Consider the following 16,907-nt stretch of genomic DNA (forward strand, 5'->3'; position numbering starts at 1 on the left):
ATATGGATGCTGAAATTATTTCTGTCGGCTCAGAGTTGCTTTTAGGACAAATTGTAAACACGAATGCAGCGTACCTTTCTAAGGAATTAGCAGGCTTAGGAATAGATGTTTATTACCAAACGACTGTTGGTGATAACGATATAAGGTTACGTGCAGTCACAGAAAAGGCTTTGGAGCGAGCTGATCTCCTTATTTTCACAGGCGGATTAGGTCCAACAAAGGATGATTTAACGAAGGAAACGTTAGCTGCTATTTTAGGGAAATCATTAATTTATGATGAGCCCTCTTTAGCGAAAATAGCTAGTTTTTTTAAACAACGAAATAAACCAATGTCTGAGAATAATAAGAAACAAGCTTTAATTATTGAGGATAGTAAGGTTTTGATCAATCGATACGGTATGGCTCCAGGCATGGTGATTTCTAGAGGTGAAAAATGTATCGTTTTGTTGCCGGGACCACCAAAAGAAATGATACCAATGTTTGACGACGAGCTTCGTCCTCATATTTTAGCTGAGGGCAATTCTTCGTCTGTTATTGAATCTCGGGTGCTTCGTTTTTTTGGGATAGGTGAGTCACAACTAGAGACAGAGATTTTGGACCTTATCGAACGGCAAACGAACCCTACCATTGCTCCTTTAGCGGGAGATGGAGAAGTAACACTTAGATTAACGGTCAAACATCAGAATGCTGGTTTACGGCAGCAAATGCTAGATGACTTAGAAGGGCAAATACAAAAACGAGTTGGACCATACTTCTATGGATATGGTGATGCATCGATTGTTGAGCAAACCTTTTTGCAATTACAAGAAAAAAAATGTACGATAGCTACAGCAGAGAGTTTTACTGGTGGATTATTTGCAAAAGAGCTTAGTTCACATCCTGGTGCGGGTGATGTCCTGTTAGGAGGAATTGTTGCATATGCGACAAGTGTAAAGAAAAAGCTATTAAATATTTCTGAGCATATCATTGAAAATGAAGGAGTCGTCAGTCATAAGTGTGCCAAAGAAATGGCACTTCAAGCTAAAAGGAAATGTGACTCAGACATCGCCATTAGCTTCACAGGTGTTGCTGGTCCAACACCTCAAGAAGGCAAACGGATAGGTGAAGTGTATATCGCCATTGCAGGAATTGCTAATGAGCCAGTATCCTATCAATTAGATTTATCTGGTGAGAGAAATGAAATTGCAAATAAAGCCGTGAAATATGGCTGCTTTTATTTGTTGAACGAATTGAAAAGGTGGAGTAAAACAGAATGACAACGAATTTTAATGATTTTCAAATTTCAGAACCAATTAAGCGTGCAATTAAAGAGATGGGCTTTGAAGAACCATCACCTATTCAAGAGAAAGCTATACCGGTCATCCTTGAAAGAGGAGATGTGATTGGTCAAGCACAAACTGGTACTGGGAAGACAGCTGCATTTGGAATTCCGGTTGTAGAAAAAGTAACACAAGAGCGCTTTGTTCAGGCTCTAATATTAACGCCAACACGAGAATTAGCGATTCAAGTATCAGGTGAATTACAAAAATTATCTGTGCATAAAAAAATCCGCACATTGCCGATTTATGGTGGCCAATCAATTGGACATCAAATTAAAGCTTTGAAGCAAGGAGTTCAGGTTGCAATTGGGACACCTGGTCGAATATTAGATCATTTACGACGAAAAACGTTAAAGTTAGACCAAGTCCATACTGTTGTATTAGATGAAGCAGATGAAATGCTTGATATGGGGTTTGTTGATGATATTGAAACGATTTTGCGTCAAGTAAATCATGAGCGCCAAACCTTGTTGTTCTCAGCAACGATGCCTCCAGCCATTCGAAAACTGACTAAACGATACATGAAGTCACCTAAGACCGTTACGATTAACAAAGGTGAAGTAACAGCACCATTAATTAATCAAATGTATTTTAAAGTGTTGGAACGAAATAAAATTGATTCCTTATGTCGAATTATTGATAGTGAGGATATCGATTTAGGTATTTTATTTTGTCGAACGAAAAAAGGTGTGGCTGAATTAACGGAGGCTCTGCAAGCTAGAGGTTATCTAGCTGATGGCTTACACGGGGATTTAACACAGTCACAACGTGATGCTGTGATGAAGAAGTTTCGTGATTCATCAATTGAATTTCTCATTGCGACAGATGTTGCAGCTAGAGGAATTGATGTAGAAAATGTTTCACATGTTATTAACTATGATATTCCACAGGACCCTGAAAGTTATGTTCACCGAATTGGTCGAACAGGTCGTGCTGGCAAAAAAGGCTTAGCTTTAACATTAGTGACGCCAAGAGAAATGAAGCATTTGCGTTCAATTGAAAAAGAAATTAAAATGCCTATTCCTTCTCAAGAAGTTCCAACGATTGAAGAAGTAGTAGAAAAGCAACAAAGCTCATGGAAAAAGTTAATTAGTGACCAAGTAGAAGAAGGGGCAAACGAACTATTTTCACCACTTGTTGAAGAGATTTTACAAGAACATCAAGCAGAAGACGTTATTGCTGCTTTATTGAAGATGAATTTTTCAACTGATTCTTCAGTTGAAGAATCTGGCTATCAATTTGGTGAAACAGGTGGCGCAAAAGGAATGGTCCGCTTCTTTATTAACGTTGGTCGTAATATTCAATTGACACCAAAAATTCTAGTTGATGAAATTTCCGAATTAGTAGGTATTCCTGCTAAGACTATCGGGAAAATTGACATTTTTGAAAATTTCACATTTGTCGAGGTGCCTGAAGATGTCGCTCCATTTGTCTATGAAGCGCTTCGCTATTCACGTTTGAATGGTGCTAGAGTGAACTTGGAACCGGCTAAACCTCGTCCAAAGCGTGAAAGAAGAACCCCTACCCGAAATGAACGTTGATCAATAATTTGTTAGGTTTGTCCCGGAGATACGATGTATTTTGGGACAAACCATCTATTTCCCCTTTTTACATCCTACTTTATGTTCGTTATCAAACCCATTTAATTTAGTTATCAAAATAAAAAACCGAATAAATGTTCGTAAAAACTATTGGCAAAAGATGAAAAACAGGTTATGATAGTGTTAACTTCTAGAAAGTAAAAATAGTAAAAAGAATAGTTTTATATAGAGGAGAGGTTTAATAATGAGTGAACGTAAAGCTGCATTAGATATGGCATTACGCCAAATAGAAAAACAGTTTGGAAAAGGGTCTATTATGAAGCTTGGTGAACAAGCTGAGCAAAGAGTATCAACAATTTCTAGTGGCGCTCTAGCTCTTGATATTGCGTTAGGAGTAGGCGGATATCCAAAGGGTCGAGTTATTGAAGTGTATGGGCCGGAATCATCAGGTAAAACGACAGTTGCACTACATGCAATTGCTGAAATTCAACGCAATGGAGGTCAAGCTGCTTTTATCGATGCTGAACATGCATTAGACCCTGTTTATGCGCAAAAGCTTGGGGTTAATATTGATGAATTATTACTTTCGCAACCTGATACAGGTGAGCAAGCATTAGAAATTGCTGAAGCGCTTGTACGAAGTGGTGCGGTTGATATGATTGTTATCGATAGTGTTGCAGCACTCGTACCTAAAGCTGAAATTGAAGGAGAGATGGGTGATAGCCACGTAGGGTTACAGGCTCGCTTGATGTCACAAGCACTTCGTAAGCTATCTGGTGCTATTAATAAATCTAAGACGATTGCGATTTTTATTAACCAAATTCGTGAGAAGGTCGGAGTTATGTTTGGAAATCCAGAAACAACGCCTGGTGGTCGTGCTTTGAAATTCTATTCCTCTGTACGCCTTGAAGTTCGACGAGCAGAAACGCTTAAGCAAGGGAATGATATGGTAGGAAATAAGACAAAGATTAAAATTGTTAAAAATAAAGTAGCTCCTCCATTTAAGGTGGCGGAAGTGGATATTATGTATGGAGAAGGAATCTCTCGAGAAGGTTCTATTTTGGATATGGCAGCTGACCTTGATATTGTTCAAAAGAGTGGAGCTTGGTACTCATTTGAAGGTGAAAAGATGGGACAAGGACGAGAGAATGCTAAGCAATACTTGAAGGAAAATGCTGATATAACAGAGAATATAGAAGGAATGATTCGTGAGCATTATGGAATTAGTGGCGAGGTACAGGTTTCCGCTCCTTCTGACGAAGAGTTTGAAGAGGTGCCGTTTGATTTAAAGTAATTCAATAAACTAAGACGAATGAACAAAGGTATGTTAAGTCAACATCTGACTTAACATACCTTTCATCATTCTTTCATTTTTATAGGAAATGAGGATAGACAATGAAATTTTTGTATGTAACGGATACGCATATACGTGGAACGACTCCGAAAAATCGATTAGACAGTTACGTTGATACATTAAAGAAAAAATTAGATGAAGTTATTTCAATGGCAAATGAAGAGCAGGTGGATGTGATTTTACATGGTGGTGACGTTTTTGATCGTCCAGATTTATCACCTAATGTCGTAGGCCAGTTTGCTAAAATTTTCAAGCGAGCTAATGCTCCAATTTATGTAGTGGCGGGTAATCATGATACGTTTGGGCACAATCCGGAGACTCTCTCTCGTACAATGCTAGGTCTCATGGACTCATTTGGAGTGATGACAGTCATTCATCCGGAGCAGCCTTTACTATTAGAATTTAACGGAGTTCACATTCAAATTAGTGGGCAACCGTATCATTATGATCTGGATCAACGAGACCCTAAGCTAGATTACTATCCTACTAGAGCAGAACACATAGATGTGGCCATTCATATTGTTCATAGTATGCTTGTCGAAAAAGCGTTACCAGACGGTGTCGCACACACGTTAATTGATCATATTTGGGGAACGACTGCTGATATAACGTTAACCGGCCACTTTCATGGCGGGTTTGGAATAAAGGAGCGAGAAGGTAAATTTATTTGTAACCCTGGGGCGTTAGCAAGAGTGAATAATCATTGGTCTGAAATAAGTCGTAAACCGAAAGTGATCGTTGGAACAATTGAAAGAAACAAGGTCAACCTGCAGGAAAAAACACTTACGTCATCAGAAGCTGGCGATGCCGTTCTAGATCGTTCATTTCTAGAAAAAGCGGTTCACCAAGAGGAGAAATTACATTCATTTGTTCAGCAAGTAAAAGAAGCATCACAGTTTCAATCTCTAAAAATGAGTGATATTATTCAAGAGATAGCATCCTTACAAAATGTTGAAGAAAAAGTGAAGAAGGAAGCATTGCGGAGAATGACACAAGTTGAAGAAAAGTGGAAGGATGGCGAATATGAATAACATCCATTCGGTGCATATTGAAAATTTCCAATCGCATCTAGATACGTATATGGAGTTTGATCAAGGATTAAATATGATTGTTGGTCAGTCTGATAGTGGAAAGACAGCGATCATACGTGCACTGCGTTGGGTGCTATTTAACCAGCCGAGAGGAACGGATTTCTTACGGATATCAGCTGATTTCGTTCGTGTGACCGTTACGTTTACAAACGGTACAGTTATTTGTCGTGAACGCACAGCTTCGAAAAACCGATATACGATACGCCAAAAAGAACAAGATGATTTAATACTCGAAGGTTTTGGTATACATGTACCTAATGAAGTACTAGAAGCACACGGTATGGGTCATTTACGAGTAGATACAGATCATGACCTCGCTCTGCATGTTTCTCAGCAATTGGATGGTCCTTTCCTGCTTGAGGAAACAAGTTCAACAAGAGCTAAAGTACTAGGTCGAATAAGCGGTGCCCATTTTTTAGATATGGCTATTAGACAAACAACTAGAGATGTCTCACAGCTTAATCAACGGACTCGACAAGAGGAGGAAACGATTGACAAGCTTACAAAAGAGCTTGAGCCTTTTGGGCATATCGATTTGCTAAAAGAGAAACTTGATTTAGCTGGGCAAGAAATGCAACGACTAGAAGCTTTAATGCAAAGAAAAAAACAATTAGAAAAACTAGCTAATGTTCGTAAGAGAATGATTCAAGAAGAGAACGTTCAACAGAATCGATTAAGACTCGTGAAGGACGTAACAGAATGGGAGAATCGCGTAGTTAGGCTTGAATCTACGTTAAGGAGCTATCAAAGGCTTATAAGCTTACAAAAGCGCCAAAATGTATTGAGTCAGGATCAATCCAAATGTTTATTTTGGATTGATAAGACAAAAGGGATAGAAGCAACTGAACGTTATTACAGTCAGCTTAGGAAGGTTGTTGAACGTAGAAGAACACTTAAAGCCATTAGCCAACGTGATGAACGTTTAAAACAGCAATTTGCAAATGTGACAAGATCTATTCAAGTGACCTCATTTGTGGACGAGCTTAACATCAACCAAATTGAGCAGATAAGTCATGAAAAAGAACGATTAAAGAGATTGAAGAAGCAACGAATACTTCTTGACAAATCAAAGCAGCAGTCCGAAGAAGTAAAAAAAATAATCGTGCATTTGCCGCCAGTCAATCTTTTGTTAGAGAAGGTTTCATCTTTAGAAAACGAGCAAAAGCAACTGCTTAAATTAAACTCCCTACATTCGACCATAAATGAATACGAAAGAAGAATGAAAGATGGGGTTGCTTTTGTTCAATCTCAGTCTGAAATAGTTGAAAAATATGAAAAAGAGCGGTTGGAGCTATTAATTCAGAAAGGAACGTGTCCAACTTGCGGTCAAGAAATTAAAGAAAAGGAACATCAACATTTACTATAAAGGAGGGGTTCATATGTCCGTAGAGCAGCAGCTTGAACAAATGAAAAAAGCGATAGAAAAAGCAAGAGATACTAAGTACCGTGCAGAGGCCAAATTAGAAGAGCTTGAGAATCAAAAATCACGATTACTTGAGGAATTAGATGAATTAGGTGTAAAACCAGAAGAGCTAGAATCTGAGATTAATCGTTTAGAGCAAACGATTGAAAAGACTCTCAAGGAAACGTGGGAATTGATCCCTAAGGAATTGATTGATCATGACAGTTGAAAACGAGCAAGAACACTATAATCAATTGAAGGAGACATATGAGAGGGCATTAACAAAGTGGAATCGTCTAGATGAACGTAGGAATTTACTTGTGGAGCAAATTAGCGCTAAGAAAGCGGAGCTCGATTCTTATTTTAAAACGATTGATACGTATGAGAAGGCTCGTTTGCTTTTACAACAATCTGCTGAATATGCAAGAGAACAGGCAAAACAGCAAATTGAAACGCTTGTCACAAACGCTCTTCAATACATATTTGGGCCCTTATTTTCATTTCAAATTGAAATTGACGAACATGGAACGAGACCAATTGCAGAATTTTATGTTGTTTCGGAATATGAAGGGATAAAGGTGAAAACAAAGCCACAAGATGCCAGGGGCGGTGGCGTCGTTGATATTGTAACATTAGCGTTAAGGGTTGCTTTAATTGAAACCATTCACCCAAAACGTGAAGGCCCCCTATTGTTAGATGAGCCAGGGAAGCACGTTTCAGGAGAATATGTGCACGCTTTATTCGAATTTTTGAAATCATTAAGCACGATGTTTAATCGCCAAATAATTATGATTACTCATAATTATCACCTTGCACAATCAGGTGATCTAGCTTACGAGGTGAGCATGAAAGACGGGATCAGTGAAGTTTCAAATGTTGACTAGCTTGACAATGCATTAGTTGAGCTTTAAAATTAAGTGGAATGCGATTATTATCATAATTTTTATCTTAATCGCGATCATTTTACATGTATGTTTCATGAAAGTATGAAAAATGACACCCAACAATTAGATAGCAAGAGGAGGTGAAAGAGTGAGCTTTCAAATAGATGTAATCCTCTTCTCCGCTTTGCTTGTTGTCTCTGCAATCGTATTTGCAGTTGTTGGATATCTTGTTCGAAAATCCATTGCCGAAGCAAAAATTACTAGTGCGGAATTTGCAGCTAAACAAATTGTGGAAGATGCGAAGCGTGATGCTGAAACGAGTAAGAAAGAAGCGATCCTTGAAGTAAAGGATGATGTTCATAAAATTCGTACTGAGGCTGAACGTGAAGTTCGTGAACGCAGAAATGAGATTCAAAAACAAGAGAATCGTTTGGTTCAAAAAGAAGAGATTCTTGACCGGAAGAGTGAAACCTTAGATAAGAAAGAGGAATCTTTGGAAAAAAGGGAGGAATCTCTCACCAAAAAACAACGCCAAATTGAAGAGATGGAAAACAAAGTGGAGGAAATTCGGAAGCAGCAACAATTGGAACTTGAAAGAGTGTCCGGATTAACCCGCGAAGAAGCGCGTGAAACTATTCGTCATGAGTTAGAGCAAGACCTTGCTCATGAAACAGCTCATATGATTAAGGAACGAATGGTAGAAGCGAAAGAAGAAGCAGATAAGAAAGCAAGAGAGATATTATCATTAGCCATTCAACGCTGTTCTGCTGACCATGTTGCAGAAACAACGGTGTCTGTTGTCTCACTTCCAAACGATGAGATGAAAGGTCGTATTATTGGTCGAGAAGGACGTAATATTCGTGCTCTTGAGACGCTTACAGGTATTGATTTAATTATCGATGATACACCAGAAGCTGTGATTTTATCAGGATTTGACCCAATTCGAAGAGAAATAGCTCGAACCGCACTTGAAAAATTAGTGCAAGATGGTCGAATACATCCTGCGCGAATTGAAGAAATGGTTGATAAATCTCGTCGTGAAGTCGATGAGTCAATTCGAGAGTATGGGGAGCAAACGACCTTTGAAATGGGAATTCATGGCTTACATCCAGATTTAATTAAGATTTTAGGTCGTTTGAAATTTAGAACGAGCTATGGCCAGAATGTGTTAAAGCACTCCATGGAAGTGGCACATTTAGCTGGTTTGATGGCGTCAGAACTTGGTGAAGATGTGAAATTAGCCAAGCGTGCTGGGTTATTGCATGATATTGGAAAAGCGATTGACCATGAAGTAGAAGGTAGTCATGTTGAGATTGGCGTTGAGCTAGCTACGAAATATAAGGAGCACCCAACGGTCATAAATGCTATCGCTTCTCATCATGGTGATACAGAATCAACATCTATTATATCAACATTAGTGGCAGCTGCAGATGCTCTGTCTGCCGCACGGCCAGGTGCACGTCGAGAAACGCTCGAAACGTATATTCGTCGCTTGGAAAAGCTTGAAGAGATCTCAGAATCCTTTGAAGGTGTAGAGAAAACTTATGCAATTCAAGCGGGACGTGAGGTTCGTATTCTCGTTCGACCAGATGTGGTTGACGATGCACTTGCTCATAAGCTTGCTCGTGACATTACGAAGAAAATCGAGGATGAGTTGGATTATCCAGGTCATATTCGTGTTACGGTTATTCGTGAAACGAGAGCTGTTGAATATGCAAAGTAAAGTGGCGACTTGTCGCCACTTTCTTTTATAGATGGAAGGAAAAGTAAGGAAGCTTTTTGATGGAAGGAGAATGTATGAGAATTTTATTTATTGGGGATGTAGTCGGAGCACCCGGACGTCAAATGGTTCAAGAGTATATGCCAAAACTAAAAAAACAGTTTAAGCCAACACTTACGGTTATTAATGGTGAAAATGCAGCATCAGGAAAAGGGATAACTGAGAAAATCTATAAGGGGTTTCTAGATGCTGGTGCACAGGCAATTACACTTGGGAATCATACGTGGGACAATCGTGATATTTTTCAATTTATTTCACAAGCGAAACATATGGTTAGGCCAGCAAACTACCCTGATGGAACGCCCGGAAAAGGATATACTTATGTGCGTTTTAATGAAATCGAATTGGCAGTAGTGAGTCTAATGGGGAGAACGTTTATGCCTGCATTAGATTGTCCGTTTAAGAAGGCTGATGAGATTCTCGAAGAAGTGTCAAGACGCACACCTTTTATTTTTGTGGATTTTCATGCAGAGGCTACAAGTGAAAAACAGGCGATGGGCTGGTATTTAGATGGACGAGTGAGTGCAGTTATTGGAACGCATACACATGTCCAAACGGCTGACGAACGAATTTTGGAAAAAGGTACTGCTTATTTATCTGATGTCGGTATGACAGGTCCTTATGATGGAATATTGGGTGTTGATCGTGAAGCGGTTCTTCATAAGTTCTTGACAACATTACCTGTCCGATTTGAAGTAGCAGCTGGTCGCACGCAATTAAGTGCAGTTGTCATTGATTTAGACAGCAAAACCGGGTTTGCCAAAAAGGTTTCTCGTATTCAAATTAATGATGACCAACCATTAAACATGATGGAATAATGTTATCGTTTAGGACGTTTAACTAAAGGATCTTTAGGTTGCTTGAATATTTTTGGAATATGATTCGAATTGTTGAAATAAAATGAACTAGATATTGCATCTTGTGCAATTGGTTGTGAACCAATTGGACTGTCGTAATCATGAAAATACTAGGACTCATGGACAACCTACACGTATCCGTTTAAGAGGAGGTACACAAAAATGGAAGTCTTAAAAGTTTCGGCAAAATCTACTCCAAATTCTGTAGCTGGTGCTTTAGCAGGTGTGATTAGGGAAAGGGGTGCTGCAGAGATTCAAGCAATCGGTGCAGGGGCGTTAAACCAATCGATTAAAGCAATTGCAATTGCGCGTGGTTTTGTTGCACCAAGTGGGATTGAGCTAGTGTGTATTCCTGCTTTTACCGACATTGAAATTGAAGGTGAAGAACGAACTGCAATGAAGTTAATTGTTGAGCCTAGATAGGTCAGTCAATCAGATTAGTCGATTGACAGAAGTAGCTACTTAGCTGATTAATCAGTTAGGTAGCTATTTTTCATTTTCATGTAAAAGATATAACGATGATAATGGCTTTCATCGTAGATACTCTCCTGCTGAAAGCGAAGTATTATTCAGGAGTGGCTTATTTGCACCGATTGTTCGGATTCTCATACAGAAAAAAATTTTGGTCTAGCCTCACTTACAATTTGAATGATTCTAGTAAATTAGATAGGAATATGCTACGATTGCTAAGGTATAAATGAAAATTATGAAACAACTTACTTTTATAATAGATAAATATAAGAAGGGTGGAACAAAAGTGAAGGAGCAATTGTCATGGAAAGTTGGCGGACAACAAGGTGAAGGTATTGAAAGTACTGGTGAAATATTTGCCTCGGCATTAAACCGCTTAGGCTATTTTTTGTATGGATACCGACATTTTTCATCAAGAATAAAAGGTGGTCATACAAATAACAAAATACGTGTAAGTACATCGCCTGTTCATTCCATCTCTGATGATTTGACAATCTTAGTAGCGTTTGATCAAGAAACAATTGATGTAAATATTCATGAACTTAGTGAAGATGGAATAATCATTGCTGATGCAAAGTTCAAGCCCGTTCTTCCCGATCACTACAATTTGACATTAATCGATATACCATTTACTGAAATAGCGACGGAACTGGGAACTTCATTAATGAAGAATATGGTTGCTGTTGGAGCTACAAGTGCGATTATCGGTCTTGAACCATCTTCTTATAAGAATGTAGTGGAAGACCTTTTTCTTCGTAAAGGTGAATCGATTGTTGAAAAAAACATGGAAGCGATACGTACTGGTGCAAACTTTGTTAAGGAGCGAATTGGAGATACGTTGGAAGGTTACAAGCTAGCAGATGCTGATGGACAAAAACGGATGTTTATGATTGGCAATGATGCCATTGGACTTGGAGCGATTGCTGCAGGTAGTCGTTTTATGGCTGCATACCCGATTACTCCGGCTTCTGAAATTATGGAATATTTAATTGAAAAGCTACCTGAGTTCGGGGGGACGGTTATTCAAACAGAGGATGAAATAGCAGCATGTACTATGGCAATCGGAGCCAACTATGCTGGTGTTCGTGCTTTCACGGCTTCTGCTGGACCTGGTCTGTCATTAATGGCTGAAGCTATAGGGTTATCTGGAATGACGGAGCAACCACTAGTCATTGTTGATACACAACGTGGAGGACCGAGTACGGGCTTACCGACAAAGCAAGAGCAATCTGATCTGATGGCACTTCTCTTTAGTACTCACGGTGATATTCCGAAGGTTGTCATGGCTCCAAGTACAGTTGAAGAGGCCTTTTATGATACGGTTGAAGCGTTTAACCTAGCGGAAGAATATCAATGTCCAGTTATTTTAGTGACAGATTTAGCGTTATCTCTTGGGAAGCAATCGGTTGAACCATTAAATTACAATCAATTTGAGATTAGACGTGGCATCATTGAAACAGAAGAGACGATTCCAGAACGAGAGGAAAAGTCTTATTTTAAACGTTATGAAGTGACTGAGTCGGGCGTCTCAAATCGTGTCTTACCTGGGACAAAGAATGGTATTCATCATGTGACGGGGGTCGAGCATGATGAGGTAGGAAAGCCTTCTGAATCACCGGAAAATCGAAAAGCACAAATGGATAAAAGAATGCGTAAGCTCAATCAATTGAACAAACGTTTTAATCACCCTTTATTTATTCATTCGGAGCATAGGGAAGCCGATTTACTTGTTATTGGTATTAACTCTACGAGAGGGACGATTCAAGAGGTAATTCCACGTTTAGCGAATGATGGTATAAAAGCAAACCATGTCCAAGTGAGATTACTTCACCCGTTTCCTAAAGAAGAGCTTGAACTTGAGATGAAAAAGGCGAAGAAGGTAGTCATCGTTGAGCATAATGCTACTGGACAACTTGCATCTATTATTAAAATGAATGTGACAAATGCGAAGATTGAGAGCATTCTGAAATATGACGGAAATCCGTTTTTACCTAATGAGCTACATCAAGCATGCAAGGAGTTGGTCTAGATGGCAACATTTAAAGATTTTCGTAATAAAGTTAAACCGAATTGGTGCCCTGGTTGCGGAGATTTCTCCGTTCAAGCGGCGATACAACGAGCGGCTGGAAATATTGGACTTGAGCCAGAGGAGTTAGCAGTAGTATCAGGTATTGGCTGTTCTGGACGTATTTCAGGTTATATTCATTCATATGGGTTTCACGGTGTACACGGACGTGCACTTCCGATTGCTCAAGGGGTAAAAATGGCCAATCGTGATTTAACCGTTATTGCATCTGGAGGAGACGGGGACGGATTTGCGATTGGTATGGGACATACCATCCATGCCATTCGTCGTAATATTGATGTGACGTATATTGTTATGGACAACCAAATTTATGGTTTAACAAAAGGTCAAACATCACCGAGAAGTGAAATGGGCTTTAAAACAAAAAGTACTCCTAGTGGGTCTGTTGAATCAGCGTTAAATGTGATGGAGATGGCTTTGACAGCTGGAGCGACTTTTGTTGCGCAAAGCTTTTCAAGTGATTTAAAAGGCTTAGTCGCTTTAATAGAAGAAGGGATCAATCATAAAGGGTTCTCGCTTATTAATGTCTTTAGTCCATGTGTGACTTTCAATAAAGTAAACACGTATGAATGGTTCAAAGAGAACTTAACAAAATTGGATGATATAAAAGAGTATGATCCGTCGAATCGCCTGCTCGCGATGCAAACATTAATGGAGCATGATGGTCTCGTAACAGGATTAATCTATCAAAATAAAGAGCAACCTTCCTACCAAGAGTTAATTAATGGATATGATGATAAACCATTGTCAAAGCAAGACTTGAAAATGGAAGAAGCGAAATTTAACGAGCTAATGAATGAGTTTATGTAATTCATTCCTTTAATAGAGGATATTCTGAATAGATAATTCTATTTGCCGAATTGCGTAGGTATGCTTAATAATTGTTATAAAAAACAAAGAGTCGGGGACATAAAAAAAGTTTAGCTGAGAATCCGAACATATAGAGAATTTAGCGAAGTATATTTCAGGAGTGGTTTATGTTCAACACTGTGTATTTGTTCGATATCTCATTTATGAAAATACTTTTGTTTCAGCTTCATTGTGTACAGCGAATAAACGGGTTATAATTATTTATTGTATGTTTGTTTTAATCGCGTTATTCGAAAGAAAGGAGAGCTAATATGAATGAAGAGCAACGACTAGGAAAAGTAACGAATGCAAACGAAAAAGGTGCTACGCAGGACTTAAAATCCTCTGGTGGTAGCCAAAAAGATTATAGTAAGTATTTTGACTTTTCCAATGCTAAGGTCATTTCTGAGGAAGACAATAAAAAGGTCATTCGCATTGCAGGGCGAGATATTTCGATCTTAGAACAGCCTGATTATCGTCAAGGTAAACGAAGAGGAAAAGAAGAAGTTCAGGTTCTTCGTCCAGATAGCTTAATTCCAGATACGATGAGAGGAATTGGGGCTGGTAAGAAATTTCTTTTACGCACATATGGCTGTCAAATGAACACACATGACTCTGAAAATATGGCTGGTCTGTTACTGGAAATGGGCTTTGAAGCAACTGAAGAAACAGAGGAAGCGGATGTGATCTTGCTTAATACTTGTGCGATACGGGAGAATGCTGAAAATAAAGTATTTGGTGAGATTGGTCATTTAAAACCATTAAAACTGGAACGTCCTGAACTTATTATCGGGGTTTGTGGCTGTATGTCGCAAGAAGAAAATGTCGTTAATCGAATTATGCAAAAGCACCAGCATATTGATTTAATTTTTGGTACACATAATATTCACCGGCTGCCACATTTATTGCATGATGCTATACTAGGCAAGGAAATGGTCATTGAAGTATGGTCAAAAGAAGGAGACATCGTAGAAAATATGCCACGTGCTCGTCAAGGGAAGACTCAGGCGTGGGTGAATATTATGTACGGCTGCGATAAGTTTTGTACGTATTGTATCGTACCTTATACACGTGGGAAGGAACGCAGCAGACGTCCAGAAGATATTATTGCTGAAGTACGTGATCTTGCACGTCAGGGCTATAAGGAAATTACTCTGCTCGGTCAAAATGTAAATGCATATGGAAAAGATTTAGAAGATGTTGAATATGGATTAGGACAATTAATGGACGAAATTCATAAGATTGATATTCCACGTGTTCGTTTTACAACGAGTCACCCTCGTGACTTCGATGATTACTTAATTCAAGTGTTGTCAAAGGGTGGAAATCTAGTCGAGCATATTCATTTACCAGTTCAACATGGAAGCACTGCTATTTTAAAGCTAATGGCTCGAAAATATACACGTGAGCAATATTTAGAACTTGCTCATAAAATTAAAATGGCGATACCCAATGCTTCATTTACAACGGATTTAATTGTCGGCTTCCCAAATGAAACAGAAGAACAATTTGAAGAAACGTTATCGTTAGTACGAGAAATTGAGTTTGATAGCGCGTATACGTATATTTATTCAGCTAGAGAAGGTACACCAGCTGCGAAGATGAAGGACAATGTTCCGATGGAAGTGAAACGCGAGCGTTTAGCCCGGCTAAATGCCCTTGTCAACGACATTTCAGCAAAGAAAAATGTAGCGTATCAAGATCAAATTGTTGAAGTGTTAGTGGAAGGTGAAAGTAAGAAGAATCCTGATGTATTAGCTGGTCGTACACGGACGAATCGTCTAGTGAATTTCATAGCTCCTAAAGAAGTCATTGGGGAAATTGTATATGTAAAAGTAACTGAAGCAAAAACATGGTCATTAACAGGAGAAATGGTTGAGATGGCGGAGGTAAGGTCATGACAAAAGGATATACACGACAAGAAATACGCACAAAGGCAACAGAGCTTGCCAAAATGATGGCTAGTACAGAAGAGGTTGATTTCTTCAAGCGAGCTGAAAAGCAAATAAATGAGCATGTTAAGATTCAAGAGTTAATTGCTAAGATTAAGAAGCTACAAAAAGAAGCTGTAAACTTGCAACATTATGGAAAATCAGAAGCGTTAAAAGAAGTAGAAGCACAAATTGATGCTTTACATGAAGAAATTGACCAAATTCCACTCGTACAAGAATTTAAAGAAAGCCAGCTTGAAGTAAATGAGTTACTACAAATGGTTTCTAATACAATTTCAAAGTCAGTAACGGATGAAATTATTACATCAATGGGCGGAGATATCTTGAAACGAAGAACAACGAAAAGCCCATTCGATAGCTGTCAATAAAAGGTTAACTGGTAAGGAAGGCATTATTGCTTTTCATACCAGTTTTTTCTTTTAAGTGAGTGTTGCTTTTTTCTGAGGGTGTCGAACAAGTTAAAAACCAAACTTCATCAGTGCCCTTCTTTTATTCTATAGCCTCTTTTTTATATTTTCTGTACTAAATTCATTTATGTTCACATATCGTGTTAGAGATAATACTTTGCTTTCATCTTGTTACTTTCTATTGCACATTGGTCATTCGCCCTGCATAGGATGTCAGTGAAGGAATTGGCGGAGCGAATAAGGCAAAAGCCGTACGAGCGACCGACAACTCGATACGATATGAGAAAGAGGAGGGTTTAGTTTCATGTCTCAAAATGAAAATGTGAATTATCGTGAAATTATTACAAAAGCGGTATGTGGTAAAGGTCGTAAGTTTTTAGATGCAACTCATACGATTAGCCCTTCACACAAACCGTCAAGCATTCTTGGCTGCTGGATCATTAATCATAAATATACAGCTGAGAAGCAGGGTGACACTGTCGTCGTGCAAGGAAGCTATGATATTAATGTCTGGTATTCGTATAATCAAAATACAAAGACTGATGTTGCCACTCAAACCGTTACTTACACTGATGAAGTGGGTTTAACGATGCGAGATGACAACGTTCTATCGAATCAAATGGATGTTATAGCTCGTGCGGTTCAGCAACCAAATACACTTGAAGCAACGATTGCTGAAGAGGGATCGAATGTGAATGTGCAAGTGGAACGAGAGTTTGTCGTTGAATGTATTGGGGAAACAAAAGTGGCAGTAGCTGTTAACCCAAATGGAATCGTTGAAGATTATCCTATAGAAGATTACTCAGACCAAGTCAGTGATGAAGAATATGAAAGACTTGATCCGAATTTTCTTCACGGTGAATTTGAGAAGTAAGGAAAACGAGCAGGTCCAATTAGAGGCTTGCTCGGTTTTT

The 16,907-nt window shown here is 38.8% G+C and carries 15 protein-coding genes; all 15 read left to right on the top strand.

Translation table 11 applies throughout. The features are described 5' to 3' along the window. The first annotated feature begins 2 nt into the window (after positions 1-2). Positions 3-1,256, top strand: coding sequence for a competence/damage-inducible protein A (locus MW695_RS05480; RefSeq protein WP_247104043.1), 1,254 nt, complete (start codon positions 3-5; stop codon positions 1,254-1,256). After that, the gene (locus MW695_RS05485) at positions 1,253-2,860 is read left to right on the top strand and encodes a DEAD/DEAH box helicase (RefSeq protein ID WP_247104044.1); all 1,608 of its coding nucleotides are present in this window, start codon (positions 1,253-1,255) and stop codon (positions 2,858-2,860) included. The genes MW695_RS05480 and MW695_RS05485 overlap by 4 nt, the downstream gene beginning before the upstream one ends. Before the next feature lie 244 nt (positions 2,861-3,104). Continuing rightward, positions 3,105-4,154, top strand: a complete 1,050-nt coding sequence (recA, locus tag MW695_RS05490; protein WP_247104045.1) for a recombinase RecA — start codon at positions 3,105-3,107, stop codon at positions 4,152-4,154. Between the two features lie 101 nt (positions 4,155-4,255). Then, a complete protein-coding gene (locus MW695_RS05495) occupies positions 4,256-5,245 on the top strand; it encodes a metallophosphoesterase family protein (RefSeq protein ID WP_247104046.1) in 990 nt (329 codons plus the stop codon). After that, complete coding sequence (locus MW695_RS05500) at positions 5,238-6,671, top strand: AAA family ATPase (RefSeq protein ID WP_247104047.1); 1,434 nt, start codon at positions 5,238-5,240, stop codon at positions 6,669-6,671. The genes MW695_RS05495 and MW695_RS05500 overlap by 8 nt, the downstream gene beginning before the upstream one ends. Before the next feature lie 13 nt (positions 6,672-6,684). Beyond that, entirely contained in the window at positions 6,685-6,936 is a 252-nt protein-coding gene (locus MW695_RS05505) for a V-type ATPase subunit a family protein (protein ID WP_247104048.1), read from the top strand. Beyond that, on the top strand, positions 6,926-7,591 hold the full coding sequence (locus MW695_RS05510; protein WP_247104049.1) for an OLD family protein: 666 nt from the start codon (positions 6,926-6,928) through the stop codon (positions 7,589-7,591). Before MW695_RS05505 ends, MW695_RS05510 begins: the two co-directional genes overlap by 11 nt. Before the next feature lie 148 nt (positions 7,592-7,739). Then, entirely contained in the window at positions 7,740-9,314 is a 1,575-nt protein-coding gene (gene rny / locus MW695_RS05515; RefSeq protein ID WP_373646700.1) for a ribonuclease Y, read from the top strand. 74 nt (positions 9,315-9,388) lie between these two features. Beyond that, positions 9,389-10,189, top strand: a complete 801-nt coding sequence (locus MW695_RS05520) for a TIGR00282 family metallophosphoesterase (protein WP_247104050.1) — start codon at positions 9,389-9,391, stop codon at positions 10,187-10,189. Positions 10,190-10,390: 201 nt separating this feature from the next. Beyond that, positions 10,391-10,651, top strand: coding sequence for a stage V sporulation protein S (locus tag MW695_RS05525; protein ID WP_035343845.1), 261 nt, complete (start codon positions 10,391-10,393; stop codon positions 10,649-10,651). A 334-nt stretch (positions 10,652-10,985) separates the two neighbouring features. Beyond that, positions 10,986-12,728, top strand: coding sequence for a 2-oxoacid:acceptor oxidoreductase subunit alpha (locus MW695_RS05530; RefSeq protein WP_247104158.1), 1,743 nt, complete (start codon positions 10,986-10,988; stop codon positions 12,726-12,728). Then, the gene (locus tag MW695_RS05535; protein WP_247104052.1) at positions 12,729-13,595 is read left to right on the top strand and encodes a 2-oxoacid:ferredoxin oxidoreductase subunit beta; all 867 of its coding nucleotides are present in this window, start codon (positions 12,729-12,731) and stop codon (positions 13,593-13,595) included. Positions 13,596-13,906: 311 nt separating this feature from the next. Continuing rightward, positions 13,907-15,535 carry a tRNA (N6-isopentenyl adenosine(37)-C2)-methylthiotransferase MiaB gene (miaB, locus tag MW695_RS05540; RefSeq protein WP_247104054.1) on the top strand — a complete coding sequence of 543 codons (1,629 nt, stop codon included), beginning with the start codon at positions 13,907-13,909 and terminating at the stop codon, positions 15,533-15,535. Then, positions 15,532-15,954 (top strand): YlbF/YmcA family competence regulator, encoded by a 423-nt coding sequence (locus MW695_RS05545; protein ID WP_247104056.1) that lies wholly within the window; start codon positions 15,532-15,534, stop codon positions 15,952-15,954. Before miaB ends, MW695_RS05545 begins: the two co-directional genes overlap by 4 nt. Before the next feature lie 343 nt (positions 15,955-16,297). Continuing rightward, positions 16,298-16,867, top strand: a complete 570-nt coding sequence (locus MW695_RS05550) for an outer spore coat protein CotE (protein WP_247104057.1) — start codon at positions 16,298-16,300, stop codon at positions 16,865-16,867. Positions 16,868-16,907: the final 40 nt, after the last annotated feature.

It is taken from the genome of Halalkalibacter sp. APA_J-10(15) (genome assembly GCF_023017105.1).
In the GTDB taxonomy this organism is placed as follows: Bacteria; Bacillota; Bacilli; order Bacillales; family Bacillaceae_D; genus Halalkalibacter.

Bases quoted from the DNA above. Each gene is read 5' to 3' on its own strand.
- MW695_RS05480 (WP_247104043.1), top strand. From the start codon at position 3: ATGGATGCTGAAATTATTTCTGTCGGCTCAGAGTTGCTTTTAGGACAA.
- MW695_RS05485 (WP_247104044.1), top strand. From the start codon at position 1,253: ATGACAACGAATTTTAATGATTTTCAAATTTCAGAACCAATTAAGCGT.
- recA (WP_247104045.1), top strand. From the start codon at position 3,105: ATGAGTGAACGTAAAGCTGCATTAGATATGGCATTACGCCAAATAGAA.
- MW695_RS05495 (WP_247104046.1), top strand. From the start codon at position 4,256: ATGAAATTTTTGTATGTAACGGATACGCATATACGTGGAACGACTCCG.
- MW695_RS05500 (WP_247104047.1), top strand. From the start codon at position 5,238: ATGAATAACATCCATTCGGTGCATATTGAAAATTTCCAATCGCATCTA.
- MW695_RS05505 (WP_247104048.1), top strand. From the start codon at position 6,685: ATGTCCGTAGAGCAGCAGCTTGAACAAATGAAAAAAGCGATAGAAAAA.
- MW695_RS05510 (WP_247104049.1), top strand. From the start codon at position 6,926: ATGACAGTTGAAAACGAGCAAGAACACTATAATCAATTGAAGGAGACA.
- MW695_RS05520 (WP_247104050.1), top strand. From the start codon at position 9,389: ATGAGAATTTTATTTATTGGGGATGTAGTCGGAGCACCCGGACGTCAA.
- MW695_RS05525 (WP_035343845.1), top strand. From the start codon at position 10,391: ATGGAAGTCTTAAAAGTTTCGGCAAAATCTACTCCAAATTCTGTAGCT.
- MW695_RS05535 (WP_247104052.1), top strand. From the start codon at position 12,729: ATGGCAACATTTAAAGATTTTCGTAATAAAGTTAAACCGAATTGGTGC.
- miaB (WP_247104054.1), top strand. From the start codon at position 13,907: ATGAATGAAGAGCAACGACTAGGAAAAGTAACGAATGCAAACGAAAAA.
- MW695_RS05545 (WP_247104056.1), top strand. From the start codon at position 15,532: ATGACAAAAGGATATACACGACAAGAAATACGCACAAAGGCAACAGAG.
- MW695_RS05550 (WP_247104057.1), top strand. From the start codon at position 16,298: ATGTCTCAAAATGAAAATGTGAATTATCGTGAAATTATTACAAAAGCG.